Below are 18,393 nucleotides of genomic sequence, written 5' to 3'. Positions count from 1 at the left end.
ATATTTAACAAAAAAGCTAGCGCATAATTACTCAACCGATTATAATTTAAGCGCTTTAAAAGCAAGGGAAAGCTCGTTAGTCGAGCAGTCAGTTATAAAAAATGTAAATAAAACAAAAAATTACTTGACAGGATAATCGAAATGCGTTACCATGTATGGCACATGGCACATGGCACATGGCCTGCCAAACCTATGCCCTAAATCTTTTTCAATTTCATCGTAGTCTAAATCAGACACAGTTCTTATTTTCATCACCGAAGTCATTTCGCGTAGCGAAATCGGCGCCGTCATCACGGTCTTTACTGGCGATGTTCTCGGCGTGTTCTTCGACAACCTCTTCGGCAAAATTATCGTCGATATCCAAGTGGTTGTTAAAACCACCATTAGTATTCAAACCGCCATTATTGTTTAGACCATCATTGTTATCTAAATCGGCATTATTCTTTGCGGCATTGTTGTTATTGTCCTATACGCAGAGTTCTGTGGCGTTAACGGCACATACATCAAGGGTCATAGAGGGGAGTGCGCCGTATTTAACGTTTGATGGAGGACAGACAAAGGCAACTAATACGGACACTTTTTTGGCAATAGAGTTGCCAGATGGAAGGCGTATCACGTCATCGACAAACACATCGAGTTTGACAAACCCGATAATGGTTCCTGCTGGAATAACATTTAATGATATTCATACGGTATTGCCGTCGGGAACAACATCTATTAGTTTAAATAGTCTAATAACACAAGGGAAGTGGGGAGATGATGATGGAGATGGTCAGGGTACAAATGGTGTTACTGCATCAGGGAGTATATCGTTAGTAATAAAGGATAGAGATGGCAATACCGTTAGTCGTAGTACTTCATTAGATGATATATGTAAAGCTCCTTATAAGGTAAACTTAAGTAGTACAGGGGGAGCTTTAGAGACCCGTTATGGTGTGCCAAAAAGTAGTACATTTATTAGAGGAACAGCGGATTATTATATCACTTTTCCGTCACAGCCAGTTATTTGTTACGCAAGGCCGACTTTGTTTTTAAATATCAGCTCTTTCTATGCAGGTCCAGCTAACATATGGAATCCTAATAGGGGTTTTTTAGTTCAGTCAACAAGTCCATCATCTTACGACCAAAATTTTCCTACAACGGGTGCTGATGGTTTGTATTTTGATTTAGACATGGGTGGATTCGATGCAAGTCAGTTGACGTGGTTTGTTGTCACGAATGGTAGTATAAGAGCAACGGTGAGTTGGAGGCAGCCAAGCGAAGATAGATGGATTCCTGATAAATCTAGTTATGTAACACGGGTAACGTTAAGTGGTCCTAGGGCAAGTAGTAGTCAAATAAGTTCAAATAGTCCTAGTGGGCTTACCGTCCCTTCTTTGCCACAGACCTTTGAGTTGGTGGGCAGAGACGGTCGTGGTAATGAAGTGAGGTATGGATTTGTGTTGAGGCAGTGGTTCGTCCATCGGGGTAATAAACAGGATACACAGTCTAACCAAATATCTTGGTGTGGTCGTTTGGGTTATCGTTTGTCAAAGGTCAAGGATTTAACTAACTCGCTTTGTCCTAGTTATGAACCAGGTTCATCAGGTTGTGACGGCATGATCAGCGCCAGCCCTCATGCACCACTTAATAATTACATGCGTTATATAGGAGCTGGATTTTTCACTGAGTGGGGCTGCATGAACAACTACGTTGATGCGGGCTTCGTCAACGGATACTGGACAAGTGACAGAGCACGTCAAAATAGCAATAGGTTCATTGTCTCCTCGAGGAGCGGCCGCGTCAGCAGCGACCGCTACTCCAATTACGCTGTTTGCACCAGACCTTAGCTTTTATATCTTAGTCCTTAATCCTTGAACCGCGGGGGCGGTTATGGTGCCAATAGTGGATAATTTATCAAAGAATAACGCCCCCGTGTAAGTTGGGGCGCTCTATAGGGGTTGCGCAGTTGCGGCGAAGCCACAATCGCGCCGCCCCCGCCGCCGACGACGCTGAAAGTGTCGATGGCGGTGGCTCAGGGGGTAAATTCAAATAAATAAAGAGGCGTCATGTAATGGAAATAGAACAAAAATTAACATTAAGTGAAAATCCGATACATTTTTTGAAAGAAGGCCTTTTTTTAAAGGCTTATAACCAGTCATTTTATGTCATGAGTCAATTATTAGGTTTTAACCTAAAGCCGATAATCAAGCATATTAAAAAACTTGACCAAATTATTGTATGTGGTGGATTTCCGGCTAATGTTATTAATAAACGTTACCCTAATGTGTTTTTGGGTTGGTGGATAAAATGAATTGAGTGCAGTGGTTTCGGACGTTTTGACCTTGGGTGAACAAAATAGCTACAGTGACCACGTCCGAGTCAGGGAATTAAAGCGAATTCCCTGACAACCCACGCTTTGGCTGCAGAATGTGGCCTTCGGCTGCCCTCCGCCGTCGCTCGGTCTTAACGCACCGTTTGTGGACGCGCTCCAAGCGCACCACAAACTCGCCAAACATCCTTGTTTGGCGTGCTAACCTCACTCTGTTGTCGGCACATTCTGACGCCGGAACAAGACAAACAGCATAATCTTAGGTATTTTTTGGTGAATTGTTTTTTGTTAAAAAGCAATGAAATTATACTCAAAAAGTGGTCAGGAAAGGTATTGATTTTATTGAAGTTTTTATTTTGCTGTTTTCAAGCTAAATCAATCACTTACACAACCTAAGCAAAGCGCCGACATACAACAAATCAACAAAACCACGAATAGCACCCTAATAACAGCAATCTAACCGCTCCAAACCCTTTTTTTAACGAAAATTTAAAATTAAATAAAATCAACAAATTATAAAACACCTCAAAAAAAGGGTTTTCAAAACCAAAATTGTTGTTTATCTTTATACAGCAAGATTTATCAAATCTTGAGCTCTACCTTAACGCCGTGTAGGTGGTTTAGAAAATCACTGCTTGTAACCACATTGAGAACATATTCCTTAACGCCGTGTAGGCGGTTTAGAAAATTTACGAGTTTGTAACTGTCCTTCAACATAGCCTTAACGCCGTGCAGGCGTTTAATTAAAATAAATCATATAATTATAAAAACATAATATCTTCCAAAAAAAGATGGTTATGTTGTTTGTCTTGTTCCGGCGTCAGAATGTGCCGACAACAGAGCGAGGTTAGCACGCCAAACAGGGATGTTTGGCGAGGCTATTCTCCGTCAGGAACGGATAATAGCCGGTGCGTTAAGACCGAGCGCCGGCGTCGGGCAGCCGAAGGCCACATTCTGCAGCCAAGCGCGGGATTGCTAAGGGAATTCGCTCTAATTCCCTTAGCTCGGACGTGGTCACTGTAGCTATTTTATTCACCCAAGGTCAAAACGTCCGAAACCACCGTACCTAATTCATTCTATCCACCAACCCCAAAAGGCCTGATTTTCCGCCCAAAAATCGGTCAGAAAAAGTATTGATTTTATTAAAGTTTTTATTTCGTTGTTTTTAAACGAAAAACACCTCCTCCCCAAAAACACCCAACACTATTTTATTCATCATATTTCCCCATCATCTCATTAACTTAATTAAATCTATTCATCATGAGTAATTGCATATAAACCCTCTTTACTATGAATTATTCGCCTTGCAACCAAAAGAAGTGTTTAATTGTTTTTAATAAGCTATAATCTCAATAGTTTTTGATAAATCAAAAATTATTTTATAGACTAATAATTATAAAAACCAAATAAGGAAAATGCTCTTGATATATAGGATATTACGCAACATAGCTACAACTGCTGAATATGGCGGCATTATTTTTTTTATCTTTTTCAATATTTTTCTGGTCAACTTTTGAAAGTTGACATTATTCCTATCCTAAACCTCTGTAATGTACACACAAAAAATTGTTGTCACTCTTTAGCTATAATTTTTAAAAAGTGGTCATGTTTTGGTTTAAAACCCCGATTGCGATTAACGCGTCATTCACGGTTACATTTATGGTTGACTTTTTTATTGTCACATAAAATGTCTTTAACGTCGTTGATTTTGCTGCCATATTCCGTCAGTTTGCAGGCATTATCAGTCAATACTATCAATACTACCAATGCTATTAATGGTTCGGCGCCATATTTTACGTTTGATGGTGGACGAACCAAAGCCACTACGACTGATAGTTTGTTAGGTATTACTTTATCTGACGGTACAACAATCACTCCTTCAACCAACTTTTCGACGCTCATAAACCCAATAGTATTGCCTAATGTAAACGAAACTTTTACTGATGTGGGGATGTTGATGCCAGTAACAAGAAACTCTATACTGCTAAGCTCGCTTGTTAATGCAAGGTATAACTATTGGGGGGATGATGATGGCGATGGGCAAGGAACTAGAGGTGTAACCGCAACAGGTCGTTTAACTGTTGAGATTCGGGATAAAAATAATCAAACCATTGCTCGTAATGATACCTTAGATATTTGTAATGCACCTTATAAATTAGTATTACGTAACACTAATGGTAGTTTAACTACCCAGTATGGTGTGCCTAACCGTAGCATATTTACTGCTGATACAGTAACTTATTACATCAATCCAACATTATCCGCTAAAGTCTGTTATGCCAAGCCTGGGTTGCAAGAAGGTGTTGGTAGGTTTGCTGGTCCTGCTGATATGTGGGATACAAGGAAAGGATTTATCAGCCAATCTACCTCTTCCGATTCTTATCATCTTAACTTTCCAACTGTGGGGGCTAATGGTTTATACTTTGATTTAGACATAGGAGGAAGTGGGCTGCTGACTTGGGCTCCTGTCACTCAGGGCGGTATAACCGCCAATATAACGCCCAATGCGAGCGGTACTAGTGTGCGTGTCATGTTAACCGGTCCTGCAGCCACTAACGATGAACAGAGTAATGATTTACCTGGCCGACTTCAAGCCGGCATACCTGTTTTACCCCAAATATTCGAATTAGAAGGTAAAGATAGCCGTGGTAGAACCGTTGTAAAATATGGATTTGTTTTACAGAAGTGGTTTGTTAACCGCGGTTTGAGAACTGCGAAAGCGGCTAACATAACCGCTTGGTGTACTAGTTTAGGTTACCGAATGATAAAAGTAAACGATGTCACCAATGCCGTTTGTGGCAATAATAGCTATTGTCAAGGCTCAGTTGGCGCTACACCGCCATCAAGTGGTAGCTATTACCAGCGTCGAATTAATGCTGGTTTGTTCAGCGAGTGGGGGCGTATGTCAAATTATTCTGGTGCGGGTTTTTCTAATTTTGCTTATTGGACAAGTGATGTGACTAGTTCGAGTGTATTTTATGTCTATTCATATAACGGACGAGTTTTCAAAGGTAATCCGGCTACTGGCAACTATCATGGGCTATGTGTCTATCCTTAGGGGGGCGTGTTTTACTTGCTTATTGTTGAGCGGTGAATGGTGTGCTGACTTAATTAAGACGAAGTAAACAAAGAATAGTTGCCTAGCAAAGATGTTTTTTAATATGACAACGGAATATGATAATAATAAATACGCTAACGTGAGTGATAGCACGGTATGCTTTTCTACTTTTTGTCCGTGCTATTTTTTTGTATTTTGTTAATGCTTTAAGGTGATGAGATCTGTTTGTTCAATTCCTGTGTCGTAGGCGTCTTTTGAGTCAAAATACGTTGCTCTTGCATCAAAGAGGATTTCGTTGTTGAGTGAAATTCTTTTATAGTATTGTTCCAGTCGCTTATCCTGTGCCCAAGCGGGAATATTCGTATAATGATAGTAATAATAGACCCATTTCCCTGAGTCGACTTGGTAGTTGGTATATTCTATTTCGACGCTTTGAGTTTTATCGATTTTATCAAGGATTATATTACCAAAGCAGAATGCCCCTTTACTGCCGATAAAGTATTTTTTCCCTTCTTCGGTTAATTGATATCTTAATCCTTCAATTTGGGTGGGGGATCTAGGCAGGGTGGTTATATCTGTATTGGCATCATAATATTGGGCTGTGATGTTTTTGATTTTTAAGAATTTGAGATCGACAAATAGGTCGAGTATTTCAGTTTGTTTATCGAAAAACACATCGTTAGGAAAGATGTTTTGGTTATTTGGCAGGAAATAACATAATGCACGATTATCTTCTCTACTTAAAGTTTCTTGTAGCGATTGCTTATAATCTACATTATTGCAACCAAATAGTAGTAAGCTGAAAGTAGTTATCAGTGGATATTTTAGATTCATGATCATTAATCTCAATAGTTTTTAACAATTAAGCCAATACCACGGCTATAGAGCTTTTTTGTTTGTTCATCATAATAAAACCTTACGGTATCGGTTTTTAATTCATTTTGGGGCATTAATTTGGGGGGTAATGTATCAATAACATATTGATATTCAATTTCAATATCATTGCTATACGGCGTTATTTTGGTTACCGACTTGACAATCACTTTGCCAAAACAAAATCCTGACGAACTCAAGTTAGGCCATTTTCTATAGTATTTTTTGCCTTCTTCGGTAAGGTTATAGATATAAACGATGCGATTTTTATCCATTCCGCTAATTTCAATTTGTTCTGTTAGCAAGTCTGCTTCTGTTAACGTTTGTAATAGGATTAATGTGTCAGAGTCGTATCGTCTGTCAAATATGTAATAAGGCGCAGTCATTACTATTGATATGCATTTTATGGGTTCGCCATTACCGTTTATGGTGTCAAATCGTTGTTGGATTTCGTTTTGCCATTGTTGTTCAGTTAAATTAAAAACCTCGGGTAGTTTTTCGAGTTCGGATTGGCTTTGTTGTGGCGGAGCATCACACGCATTTAGAGTGAGTCCGATTATTGTTACAGCTATTGTGCTGAGAATATATTTTATTAATTCCATAAGGTTTTTCCCTCTTTTATTGGGTATCGGTTTTCCCTGAAGGAAAATAACTCATGGTAACTATTTAATTCAGTTTGCGTAGGATATTTTTCAAAGAGTGTGGTTATCGGTAGTGGAAAGCAAAATTCTTTATCTAAATAACTAAATTTATTGGCAGATAATGCCGAGTCTTTTATTGATAATTTGCTGCAAGGATAAGTCGAGCTGATATCGGCCTTTTCAAAAACCTTAATGCGATTAAGCCAATCAAATTCCATGGGCTTAAAATCGTTATAATCGTCGTAATAATCGTTTTTGAACACAATGATGTGGTCTTTGGCAAATTTTATATATTCGATAATTTGACTGGTTCTGTTTTGATCGCTTTCTGCTATGTGATATCGATAGCCGAATTTTAAACTTTGGTTTTCAAAATCAAATTCAGGGTCGATTAACCATTCAAATTTTTGATAGTCTTTGTATTCTTTATAATCTTCTATTCTTGAAGAAATTTTTGTTTTTAAATTTTCGATGTTGGTTTTGTCATCAAATAACTTTTTGACTTCAAGTAAGTCAATAAATCCGAGTTTATAAACATTTATACATAATCGGTTTTGATTGTCATAAGCTGGCGCGACAAACCTGTCACAATGTTCTGTGTTAGATGGGTTGTATTTTTCACTATATATATATCCTTCAGGTATACTTAGTTCTGCGATACCTTCAATTTTAGTTGTGTTGGGACCTGTAAGATAAATATCACCTTTTTCGAATGTAAATGGATCGGTATTTTTGTTGGATTGAATTTGTGTAAAATAGCGGCTGATTTCGGGAACTTTATCTTTTGGTATTTCAATCGCTTTACTTTCTTGCTCTTTATGTCGATAACTGTTGTCGTTATCGGTTTTTGCTGATTGAATATAACGATCTAAAAGACATTCTCGCTCAAGGTCTGTTGGCCAGACTATTTTGTTTTCTGCATTTTTTAATACTTTTACATCGCGATGACAGTGACTGTTTTGTTCTGAACCAACGATGTCTTCGTAAAGTAAGATGTTGCCATTTACATCAAAGATCGATAATAATATTTGTTTATCATTATCACTATCACTATCTTTATCTTTATTTTTTGGAGTGGTTTTTTGGGCATAGTAGAGTTTTTCTGTGCCAACTTGAAGAAGGGTATAATTATTATATTCACCAATTGTTTTGCCCGTAATATCAATCAAACGTTTTTTAGAATTATCACTATCTTGTACCCAACTTGCTGTACCATATAAAGGCGATACGGCATAGTACTGATTTTGATAATGCATTTTCCCATCATAATCATAAATTTGATAAACATGATAACCATCTTGATAATTGCCTAGCCAAAAATAACCTGCTGAAAGGTTTTTGGGGATGCAATCAAAATTAGTCGTCCACGCTTTGGAACCAACATCGGTTTCTTTGCCTGTTTTGCTATTAACTAGATATTGGCTGTTATTTTTTTTACATAGCTGCATTATTGTATCGGATGTGATTATTTTGCATTGTGGTTTGGTTTGGGATTGCGTTTTTTGTGTCAGTGTTGTTTTAGGGAGTTTTTTAAAAAATTTACCTTGTAGATTTAAATAGCCTTCATCATATTCTGGGGTAGTTACTTCGGCATAACCGTTAATGAAGGGGCCGATTTCGAGATAATAACGCCCTTTGGGTGTAATTAGATTACCATCGGTATCAATGACAACCGATAATTTTGTGTCTTGATAATAATAGGCTATTCGTTCTTCGCCTAGATAAGTTAAGGTGTCAATGGTTTTAAACTTCAATATGTCGCCTTTTTTTTCAAAAGCAAATTTAAAATTATCTATCTTTCTTATATTGCTGTAGAGGAGGCTATCGCGACTATTGGTTAACTGCACAATCCAATAATGATCTTTGTATGTTATTGAGTTAATTTTTTGGCTGTTATCAATAATTACTGTGCCATCACGATCAAATAGTAGGTTGTTATAAGTAATATATTGGCTAGCATTATCAGCTAACGCGAATGTTGAAGATAATAATAAGCTTAAGTTTGTTAGGTATTGGACGAGCTTGATTATTTTTTTATTCATTATGGTAAGTAATTTTCCTTTTCAATTTTATTTTTGATTAAGTTGTTAAATAAACGATGCTCATTTGAAAATAAATGATTTAATTGCACGATTTATTGATAGTTAATCTGTTTTCTATAAACACGCTGTTATTGAAAACATCTACTATGCGACAACTTAAACTCTATTCCTTGGTTTATTACCGGTTGCTGATTATAATCTATAATATAGTCAATGAATTAAATCAAATTTATAAAATAGCATAAATTAGCATAATGTAAATTTATTTATTCATAATAAATAAGATATTAGGTATGTATAAATATTTTTCTTATTAATACCTTGTCTATAAGTAAGTCTTCATTGCCGGATAACTAGGTCGCTTGCAAAGGTCGATTTGTTCATAGTCAAAAAATAAAGTCTATGTTAGACTGAATCAAACTCTGAAGCTCTTTTGCCTAAGTGATATTTCAATTCATATGGTGGATTAGCCGCGGTATAGCACAGAAATGGCTATGCTTCCCGATTTGGATAAGGTGTTTAAATATATGCAATTAGTTGATAATTATCAGCGTCGATTTCAATATCTGCGTTTGTCGATTACCGAGCTGTGTAATTTTCAGTGTCAGTACTGTTTACCCAATGGTTATCGACCTAACAAGGCTCATAAATTTTTGTCGCTCAGTGAGATTAATAATGTTGTTGCAACATTTACTGAACTTGGGGTGCGTAAAATTCGGTTAACAGGTGGCGAGCCCACTTTGCGTCGTGATTTTATGGATATTTTGTCGATGATCTCTGCTTACCCAAGTGTAAAAGAACTCGCCATTACAACCAATGGTTCTCGTTTATTAAAAAATATTCATAATTGGCATCAAGCCGGTTTGAATGCGATCAATATTAGTATTGATAGTCTGTCTCCGCATTTATTTAAATTAATTACCGGTCAAGATAAGCTTAAAGAACTAATGCAATGTGTGGATAGATCATTAGAAGTAGGTATAAAAAAAGTCAAAATTAATACCGTTTTGATGAAAAATATGAATGATAATTTAGATGATTATTTGTCATGGATTAAATGTCATCCAGTCGAATTACGTTTTATTGAGCTGATGGAAACGGGCGAAAGCCTTGATGTGTTTAATCGCTATCACCAGTCCGGTAGTTTGATTGAAACACAGCTAATTGCACAGGGTTGGCAATTGCAATCTAAAAATCCGCTATCAGGTCCAGCTAAAGTTTATGTTCATGACGACTATCAAGGCAAAATTGGGCTGATTATGCCGTATTCAAAAGATTTCTGTAAAAGTTGTAATCGATTGCGCGTATCATCAATAGGTAAGTTGCATTATTGTTTGTTTGGTGATGCCGCCGTTGATTTGCGTGATTTGCTCCAAAGTCCAGCGCAAAAGCAACAATTAATTGCAAGAATCTTTTCTTCGCTAATGATCAAACCAGAAAAACATCTGTTACATGCTCATAATGTCGGTATTACGCCTAATTTATCCTATATTGGTGGATAATTGGGTATTTTGTTTTGGTACATTCATCAGTTGCCAATGCTGTATTGCCCAATCTAAAAGCTGCTGTTGTGTGGCATCTTGCCAATCTTTTGGCACACATTGCCCTAAAAATTGCAGAGCTTGAACGGTTAATGCTTTAAGATTGTTTAAATCAATCGGGTTGGCATGGTTTTGTTTTGATAGCTTATTGCCGTTGTTATCGAGTACTAGCGGTAAATGGCAGTAGCTTGGCACAGGAAAGCCGAACAGTTGATACAGTGAGATTTGTTTAGCGGTAACCGGTAATAAATCTGCACCACGCACAATTTCAGTAATGCCTTGCTGATGATCATCTAATACCACCACTAAATTATAGGCAAATAAGCCATCTTTACGATGAATAATAAAATCTTCTTGTGCGTTAGCTTTTTCAACGGTTTGTAAGCCACGAATTTGATCAGTAAATTGAAAAATAGGATGATTTTGTTTTAAACGAATGGCAACTTGTTTATTATTGATAGATAAATGCCTTTCACGACAAAAATTATCATAGATACCATGGGTCAGACTTTGAATTCGCTGTCTAGTACAATCACAATAATAGGCTTGTTGGTTATCGATTAGCGTTTGTAAAATAGCTTGGTAACGTTTGCTGCACGATGATTGGTATAAAACCTCATCATCCCAATATAAATTTAGTGCTTCAAGAGTTTTTAATATTAGTGATGATGCCCCTTTGACTTCTCGTGGTGGGTCGATATCTTCAATACGAACCAACCATTTACCGAGGCAAGATTTAGCTTGGAGATAACTCCCCAGCGCCGTTACCAACGAACCAAAATGTAATGGTCCTGATGGTGAAGGGGCAAAACGACCGATATAATGCATAGGTCTAGTTGAGAATGATGGATGGAGCTGGTGTTACATGCCCATCTGTTTTTCGCGAAGTTCCGCAAGTGTTTTACAATCGATACATAAATCTGCTGTTGGTCTTGCTTCTAAGCGACGAATGCCAATTTCAACGCCACAAGATTCACAATAACCAAAGTCGTCTGATTCAATTTTCTTTAATGTTTTTTCGATTTTTTTGATCAGTTTTCGTTCTCTATCTCGAGCACGTAATTCTAAACTAAATTCCTCTTCTTGTGTTGCTCGATCGGCTGGATCAGGAAAATTCGCAGCTTCATCTTGCATGTGAGAAACTGTTTTCCCCATTTCATCTTGTAATTGAGTAAGCCATGCTTTTAATATCAATTCAAAATGTTTTAATTGTTTAGGGTTCATGTACTCCTCGCCTTGTTTTTCTTTGTAAGGCTCAAGCCCCGCAATTGAAAGCAGGCTAAGAGAAGATGTATTTAACTTTTGTTCCTTTTTCACAGCAATCCCCTTAAGTACAGATTATTTGCAAGCGGTAAACTATATCAATAAATTAGCTATTGGCAAATTTTTTTTATTATTTTTTATGTACAAAAAACAAGCGAAATAGTGCAACTGTATGTTATTAATTAAGATAAGTAGCTACTCCCACTTTTTTAATCCATTTTTAGGGCATTTAGTTACTAAGTCGTACAGCTTATCGTTATCTGGTAAAATAAGTTCAGGACTGATGTCATACAGTGGGTAGAGGACAAATTCTCTGTTTTTCATGTGGTAATGCGGAATGGTGAGTCTTTCACTTTCTAGTACTAAGTTGTCATACAATAAAATATCAAGATCTAAGGTTCTAGCACCCCATCGATTGTCTTTACGTACACGACCTTGCGCTTTTTCTATGGATTGTAGTTCGTCAAGTAGTTCAATCGGAGATAAATTTGTCGTTAGTTCTATGACGGCATTAAGATAATCATTTTGGTCTTGTGGACCAAGAGGTTTGCTTCGGTAAAAAGGAGAAATAGCCGTAACTGTTGTGTTAGGCAAATTTTTTAATGCCGCAATTGCACGATTGGCTTGTGACAATGGATCTTCAAGATTGCTGCCTAAAGCGATATAACAAGTTGACATAATAAAATGTTAAATTTTTGATTTGATTATTTTTGTAGGAATCATTTTAACATATAAAATAATGACTAAAAATGATTATATCAATGGCGAACACGTTATGATTTTAGGTTATTAGAATATAACTACTTAATCTTTAACCTGCGGCTAATTATACGTTATTTTAGCTATTCCAAAGTAAACCCGTTTCACTAATCACTTATCGACTTTGTTTAGTTTGAGAGTTTTGCATGAATTTAGGTCAACAGTTAAGTTTTTTAATCCAAAATACGCCAATAATCAGTGACCCTCAAGTTATTGATTGTGCTATTAATGGGATAACTGATTATTTTGCTTGCACTTTACAAGCTTGTCATGAAGATGATGTTCATAAATTGCTAGCATGGATAGCAGATGAGGGCGGCAATGCTAGAGCTTGGCTAATTGGCCAAAAAAAGTTGGCTAGCGCAAGGCAAGCCGCACTTTTTAATGGCTTTCAAGCGCATTGTTTAGATTATGATGATGTACATTCAGATGTTCGTGGTCACCCCTCTGCCGTTATTTTATCTGCACTCATTGCCAGTGTTCGATTAGATAATGCTGAGCAAAAGATTGATGGCCGGCGTTTTTTAACCGCTTATGTTATTGGTATCGAAGTGATGGCTTTATTGGGAAAAAGCGTTAATCCACAGCATTATGAAAAAGGCTGGCATGCAACTATTACTTTGGGTGGGATTGCGGCAACAGCGGCTATTTGTTATCTCTATGATGAACCTTTTTTATCACAAGCATTAACGTTAGCTGCGACTCAAGCATCGGGAATGCGTTTGTTGATGGGTACGCCGATTAAGTTTTTGCATGCTGGGCTGGCAGCCCAGCATGCCATACAAGCGGTTGAGTGGTTAAGAGCGGGTATACATGCCGATCAGGATTTTTTAGATGATAAATTAGGTTTTTTGGCTATTTATGGGCAAGGTAATACGCGTTTTGATTTAAGTCATTGGGGTAAGACTTGGAAGATTGTTGATCCCGGATTATGGTTTAAAAATTATTCTTATTGTTCGGCTGCAGCTTATATTGCTGATGCGGGGCAATTGCTTTATCGGAATGCTAACTTTAGTGTTGATAAGATCGAGAGTATTACTATCTTTTTTTCTCCACCACGAAGTGATGCCGCGTTAATTTATCAAATGCCTTTGCTTGCTGAACAAGGGCGTTTTTCGGCTGAGTATGTTTTAGCATTAACCCTTTTAGGGTTGCCACTTAGTTTTGAACAGTTTTCTGCAAAACCTATTTCAAATGGCATAAAAAATTTGATGCAGAAGATGAAACGAAGCTATCAAATACAACTTACACCCGATCCACAGGCGTATAATCGACGTTATGTTGTTGTTGAGGTTGTCAATAGTACAGGGGAAAAGTTGATCCAACGAATTGATTTTCCAAAAGGTTCGCCAAAAAATCCATATAGTCAGCGCGAATTATCATTGAAGATGGTCAAAGCCGTAGGCGATCAAAAGACAGCGGATAACTTATTGAAAGATATTCGTGCGCTTGCAATCGGTTTAGATCTGCATACATTTTTATTGTCACATCTTTTAACGCTTTAACGATTAAAAACTCATTTTATGGTTAAGTCAGTTTTTAATCGTTAAATTTCAAAATCAATTTCATCGGTCAATTGGCGCAAAAAGCGTTGTGTTATTTCATTTTGTGGATTATCAATTATTGATTTTGCTGGTCCTTGTTCAACAATTACGCCATCTGCCATAAAAATAACTCGGTCTGCAACATACTTAGCAAACTCCATTTCGTGGGTTACGATAATCATTGTGATATGTTCTTTAGCTAGCTGTAGCATCACTTGCAGTACTTCGTGTACACGCTCGGGATCGAGTGCGGATGTTGGTTCATCAAATAATAATACTTTGGGTCTGACTGCAAGTGCTCTTGCGATAGCAACACGCTGTTGCTGACCACCAGATAAGGTGATGGGATATTGTGTGGCGTAAGGTAACATACCAACGCGTTCTAATAGTGCTAGGCCAAGTTGTTCGGCCTCTTTTTTATCTTTCTTTTGTCCAACAATTAATGGATAGGTGATATTTTCTAATGCGGTTTTATTTTTAAATAAATTGTAGTGTTGAAAGACCATTGCAGATTGCTTGCGTAAATGGGTTTCTTCTTTATGACTATAATGTTTAGCATCTAGCATTGCTGTGCCAATTTGAATGGTGCCGGTGTTTGGTTTTTCTAATAAATTTAAGCAACGTAATAAGGTTGATTTGCCCGATCCTGAAGGTCCAATAATTGCAACCACTTCGCCTTGTTCGATGTTTAAGTTGATCTCTTTTAAGACTTCATTATTAGCAAAGCGTTTAGATAAATGTGATACCGTAATCATAACCCGTCTCCTTAACGATGATAGGGGGCTGTGAGTTTCTGTTCTAACTGTTTTTGTATCCAAGAATAGATAACAACAGTTAACCAGTAAACAATGCCTACAGCTAAATAGGTTTCAAAGTAGAGGAATGAGTTAGCAGTTAACATTTTTCCTGCTGCTAATAGTTCTTGCACGCCAACAAAAAAGGCGACAGATGAATCTTTAAGTAATGAGATAAACATGTTACCGGTGTTGGGTAAGGCATTGACCATGGCTTGGGGCAGTATAATACCGCGATAAACTTGTATTTTACTTAAACCCACTGTTAGTCCCGCTTCTTTCTGCCCGTGATCAACCGATTCTAAACTTGCTCGGAAAATTTCGGCTAAATAGGATGAATATTTTAAACTAAAGCAGATAATGGCTGCCGTTGTTGCGCCCATTTGTTTTAAAACAGGAAAAATCTGCGGTAACCCATAATAAATAATAAACAGTAAAACAACGGAGGGTATTCCTCGAAACAGAGATATAAACAGTGCAAAAAGAGTATCGATAATGATTATTTTATTGCTACGCAATAATGCAATCGCTAGCCCTAATATAATGGCAAACATAATCGATACGATGGTAATAAAAAGGGTAACCGGCAGATAAGGTAATATCTGCGGAAACACATTTAAAAAATAGTTTACATTAAAATTCATAAGGTAATATCTTCGCCAAAATATTTAATTGCCAGATTTTTCAATGTGCCATTAGTGCGTAACTTTTCGATGGCTTGATTGAATTTTTCACGCAGTGCTTGTCCTTTTTCATCTTTACTAAATGGAAAAGCAACTTGCTCAATAGTAATGGGTTCACCAACTAATTTGAAAGGTAGATTTTTACGCTTAATTTCAGCTAGTAATATCGGTTTTGAATTGACATAGCCATCAACTCGTTGATACTCCGTGTCATACATTGCACCATCTCGTGTTTCATAGGTTTTGATAGTGATTTCATTGTTAGGAAAGGCTTTTTTTAGATTGTTTATATGATTTGAACCTAGCACACCAGCAATAGTTTTACCTTTAAAATCAGATAATTGATTGATGTCGTTGTTATCTTTGTGAGTTACAATTTGGCTACCATAAAAGCTATAGGTGTTGGAAAAATCATATTTGGCTTGACGAGCAGGTGTAATTGCAACCGCATTGGCAATAGTATCTAACCTCCCAGAATCAAATTGCCCCATCAAGCCACCAAATTCGGCAATGTTCCATTCTACTTTATAGCCTAATTCTTTGGCAATCGCCTCGGTAACTTCAACATCAAATCCGACTAATTTGCCATCTTGTTTATAACCGTTTGGGTAGCTTTGTCCTGTAGAACCTACTTTAATAATATTTTGCTCTGTGACTTGATGGCTGGATTGATTATCACAACCCATTAAAGTTAGGCTAGTTAATAAAAGAGCGGATAGTAACGAGGTTATTTTTTTCATTGTTTATTACTCCTTTTTTTCCATTCGGTGTAGCTTTTATGATTTAAGATTTTTTCAAAATAGAGCGTGGTATGATCAGGCGTTAAATCTGCTTGCCCTATTTTTTTATAGCCTTTATTTATATATATTTGGGCAAGCCATGGATGATTTGCGGCAGTGCCTAACGTGACGGCAGGTAACTTTAGTTGGTTAATTAAAATTTGCTGTTCAACAAAATCCCATAATGCATTACCATAGCCTTGACCTTTATAACGTGGATCGGTTGCAAACCAACCTAAATGGGGTAACCCATAAGGTCCTGGGTTATTGCCCCACGGAAAGCGAATGCTTAAGGTTGATAGTAGCTCACCATCTTTTTCAAATAGGTATACGGCATTGGACTCAATATGGTCAGTAATCTGCGATTGCTCGACTGATGCAGCGGCAAAATGAATGCCTAATTGAGTTGTGGCTTGATAAGCACTATGCAATAGGGCTTGATAAGCTGGAATATCTTTATCAGTCATTAAGCGAAAACTCATGCTAATACTCCACACTGTTGAGCATATTGAATGACTTGTGTTACTTTTTCAGGAGCAGATCCAAGATAGTTAATTGGATCTAACCAAGTATCAAGCTCGGATTCGGTAAATTCTTTGTTTAAACTTGGATCTTCTAATAATATCTCTTTAAATGGTCGATTTTGTTCAAACGCTTTCATAGCGCTTTGATAAACTAGCTGATGAGCAGTTTGTTTGCCTAATCGCTTACCAATTTCGAACATGACTTTTTCTGATAACAGCAAGCCATTTTGTAGTGATAAATTAGCTAACATCCGATCAGCATTGACTTTTAGATCTTTAAGTACCGCTAATGCTGTTTGTAGTTGCGCTGAAATGTAAAGGTTAATTTCGGGTAGTGCGATCCATTCGGCACGCCAGCTCATGGCATCGCGTTCATGTTCAACTTTCATTGATTCGTGAATTAACGCGACGCTTTTTAAAAGTGGAGCAGTCAAACTGGCTAGACCTTCTAATGCTGCTGGGTTGCGTTTATGTGGCATGGTGGTTGAGCCAATTTTTCCTGTCGAGAAGGGTTCTTCAACTTCGTTAATTTCTGTACGCATCAAGTTGTAAAATTCATTGCCTATTTTGCCTAATGTGCCACTGATTAGCGCGATGACTGATGCATATTCAGAAAAACGGTCACGAGCTGCTTGCCAACCAATATTAGGGGTATTTAGTCCGAGTAACGTTAATGCTCGCGATTCTACTTGTGGGCCTAATTTGCCTATTGATGCATACGTACAAATTGCGCCACTAATATTACCAACTAGTACCCGTTGTTTAATTTCACTTAAACGTTGTAAGTGCCGAATAAATTCATCTAACCATACCGCAAGTTTAAAACCAAAGGTTGTGGGGAGTGCTTGCATGCCATGTGTACGGCCAACCATGGGTAAATATTGATACTGTTTGGCCAAACGTTTTAGCTCAAGTGCCACTAGTTTACTATCGCGTTCAATAACTATAAATGATTGTTTTAATTGTAAAACAGTTGCAGTATCGACAATATCTTGTGTAGTTGCTCCGTAATGAATATATTGACCCGCATCACCGACTTGTTTTTGTAGTGCGTTAATGGTCGACATTAACGAGTGTTTGGCTTTTGCGGCTTCTTCGGCAATGTGTTCAATTGATAGTTTAGATGCATCGGCTTTGGCTATGATTGCATTGGCTGCTTCGGTTGGAATAACGCCTAGCTCGCCTTCCGCTTTAGCTAAAGCGACTTCGACGTCTACTTGTTTTTGCAAGCGATTTTGTTCTGACCAGATCGCCCTCATTTCGTTTGTACCAAAGTTATTGCCTAAAATTAAAAAATCTAAAATATGTGACGCCACCCAACTACCCTCAATCATGGTTATTATCCTGTTAAATAATTATTAGTAATTATTGAGAGATCGTCTAATAATCTGTTTGTCTATGGATATAACTAATTGGAATAAAAGATTAATAAAAATGGGTGATTTTTGAGATTAAGTTGTAATCAGGATACTTTTTGAGTCGTGAGGAGGAGAATACTAAACAAGTTAATATTTTGAAAAAAAAACGTTCGGGAAAGTTATTGATTTTATTATGTTTTTTATTTTTTTGTTTGCTTGATAT

General features: G+C 37.2%; 16 protein-coding genes and 1 riboswitch. Of the genes, 5 read left to right on the top strand and 11 right to left on the bottom strand.

The genetic code is table 11. The features are described 5' to 3' along the window. The first annotated feature begins 155 nt into the window (after positions 1-155). The 3 genes from ACYH9I_RS07030 (at position 156) to ACYH9I_RS07020 (ending at position 5,369) form a co-directional block, all read left to right on the top strand. The gene (locus tag ACYH9I_RS07030) at positions 156-1,829 is read left to right on the top strand and encodes a hypothetical protein (RefSeq protein ID WP_483559913.1); all 1,674 of its coding nucleotides are present in this window, start codon (positions 156-158) and stop codon (positions 1,827-1,829) included. Between the two features lie 224 nt (positions 1,830-2,053). After that, positions 2,054-2,293: a hypothetical protein gene (locus ACYH9I_RS07025; RefSeq protein ID WP_483559911.1), complete on the top strand. Its 240-nt coding sequence runs from the start codon at positions 2,054-2,056 to the stop codon at positions 2,291-2,293. A gap of 1,705 nt (positions 2,294-3,998) precedes the next feature. Continuing rightward, on the top strand, positions 3,999-5,369 hold the full coding sequence (locus ACYH9I_RS07020; protein ID WP_483559910.1) for a hypothetical protein: 1,371 nt from the start codon (positions 3,999-4,001) through the stop codon (positions 5,367-5,369). 198 nt (positions 5,370-5,567) lie between these two features. Here ACYH9I_RS07020 and ACYH9I_RS07015 read toward each other — a convergent pair whose 3' ends face one another. From ACYH9I_RS07015 to ACYH9I_RS07005, 3 genes are read right to left on the bottom strand one after another with little or no spacing between them, the layout of a single operon-like run. Then, a complete protein-coding gene (locus ACYH9I_RS07015) occupies positions 5,568-6,203 on the bottom strand; it encodes a hypothetical protein (RefSeq protein WP_483559908.1) in 636 nt (211 codons plus the stop codon). An 11-nt stretch (positions 6,204-6,214) separates the two neighbouring features. Beyond that, positions 6,215-6,844, bottom strand: a complete 630-nt coding sequence (locus ACYH9I_RS07010) for a hypothetical protein (RefSeq protein ID WP_483559907.1) — start codon at positions 6,842-6,844, stop codon at positions 6,215-6,217. Continuing rightward, the gene (locus tag ACYH9I_RS07005; RefSeq protein ID WP_483559905.1) at positions 6,835-8,925 is read right to left on the bottom strand and encodes a hypothetical protein; all 2,091 of its coding nucleotides are present in this window, start codon (positions 8,923-8,925) and stop codon (positions 6,835-6,837) included. The genes ACYH9I_RS07010 and ACYH9I_RS07005 overlap by 10 nt, the downstream gene beginning before the upstream one ends. Positions 8,926-9,333: 408 nt before the next feature. Then, a riboswitch (molybdenum cofactor riboswitch) is annotated at positions 9,334-9,459 on the top strand. On the opposite strand from ACYH9I_RS07005, the gene moaA reads away from it, so the two are divergent. After that, positions 9,453-10,427 carry a GTP 3',8-cyclase MoaA gene (gene moaA, locus ACYH9I_RS07000; protein WP_483559903.1) on the top strand — a complete coding sequence of 325 codons (975 nt, stop codon included), beginning with the start codon at positions 9,453-9,455 and terminating at the stop codon, positions 10,425-10,427. It overlaps the preceding riboswitch by 7 nt. Here the strand turns inward: moaA and gluQRS are convergent. From gluQRS to folK, 3 genes are all read right to left on the bottom strand, one after another. Beyond that, a complete protein-coding gene (gene gluQRS / locus ACYH9I_RS06995; protein WP_483559902.1) occupies positions 10,407-11,294 on the bottom strand; it encodes a tRNA glutamyl-Q(34) synthetase GluQRS in 888 nt (295 codons plus the stop codon). The two genes, moaA and gluQRS, sit on opposite strands and share 21 nt — an antisense overlap. A gap of 33 nt (positions 11,295-11,327) precedes the next feature. Further along, positions 11,328-11,783 carry an RNA polymerase-binding protein DksA gene (gene dksA / locus ACYH9I_RS06990; protein ID WP_483559900.1) on the bottom strand — a complete coding sequence of 152 codons (456 nt, stop codon included), beginning with the start codon at positions 11,781-11,783 and terminating at the stop codon, positions 11,328-11,330. A gap of 141 nt (positions 11,784-11,924) precedes the next feature. Further along, a complete protein-coding gene (gene folK, locus ACYH9I_RS06985; protein WP_483559899.1) occupies positions 11,925-12,407 on the bottom strand; it encodes a 2-amino-4-hydroxy-6-hydroxymethyldihydropteridine diphosphokinase in 483 nt (160 codons plus the stop codon). 227 nt (positions 12,408-12,634) lie between these two features. On the opposite strand from folK, the gene ACYH9I_RS06980 reads away from it, so the two are divergent. Then, entirely contained in the window at positions 12,635-13,993 is a 1,359-nt protein-coding gene (locus ACYH9I_RS06980; protein ID WP_483559897.1) for an MmgE/PrpD family protein, read from the top strand. Between the two features lie 41 nt (positions 13,994-14,034). Here ACYH9I_RS06980 and ACYH9I_RS06975 read toward each other — a convergent pair whose 3' ends face one another. Genes ACYH9I_RS06975 through purB form a run of 5 tightly spaced genes read right to left on the bottom strand, consistent with a single transcriptional unit; the run spans position 14,035 to position 18,128 of the window. Further along, entirely contained in the window at positions 14,035-14,787 is a 753-nt protein-coding gene (locus ACYH9I_RS06975) for an amino acid ABC transporter ATP-binding protein (protein WP_483559895.1), read from the bottom strand. Positions 14,788-14,798: 11 nt separating this feature from the next. Further along, on the bottom strand, positions 14,799-15,470 hold the full coding sequence (locus ACYH9I_RS06970) for an amino acid ABC transporter permease (RefSeq protein WP_483559894.1): 672 nt from the start codon (positions 15,468-15,470) through the stop codon (positions 14,799-14,801). Then, on the bottom strand, positions 15,467-16,249 hold the full coding sequence (locus tag ACYH9I_RS06965; protein ID WP_483559892.1) for an amino acid ABC transporter substrate-binding protein: 783 nt from the start codon (positions 16,247-16,249) through the stop codon (positions 15,467-15,469). The genes ACYH9I_RS06970 and ACYH9I_RS06965 overlap by 4 nt, the downstream gene beginning before the upstream one ends. Beyond that, positions 16,246-16,770 (bottom strand): GNAT family N-acetyltransferase, encoded by a 525-nt coding sequence (locus ACYH9I_RS06960; protein WP_483559891.1) that lies wholly within the window; start codon positions 16,768-16,770, stop codon positions 16,246-16,248. Before ACYH9I_RS06960 ends, ACYH9I_RS06965 begins: the two co-directional genes overlap by 4 nt. Beyond that, positions 16,767-18,128 (bottom strand): adenylosuccinate lyase, encoded by a 1,362-nt coding sequence (purB, locus tag ACYH9I_RS06955; protein ID WP_483559959.1) that lies wholly within the window; start codon positions 18,126-18,128, stop codon positions 16,767-16,769. Before purB ends, ACYH9I_RS06960 begins: the two co-directional genes overlap by 4 nt. Positions 18,129-18,393 lie beyond the last annotated feature (265 nt).

It is taken from the genome of Gilliamella sp. X-23 (assembly GCF_057063545.1).
Note: the sequence above shows the minus strand (reverse complement) of the source record. Positions and strands in the feature narration are given on the sequence as shown.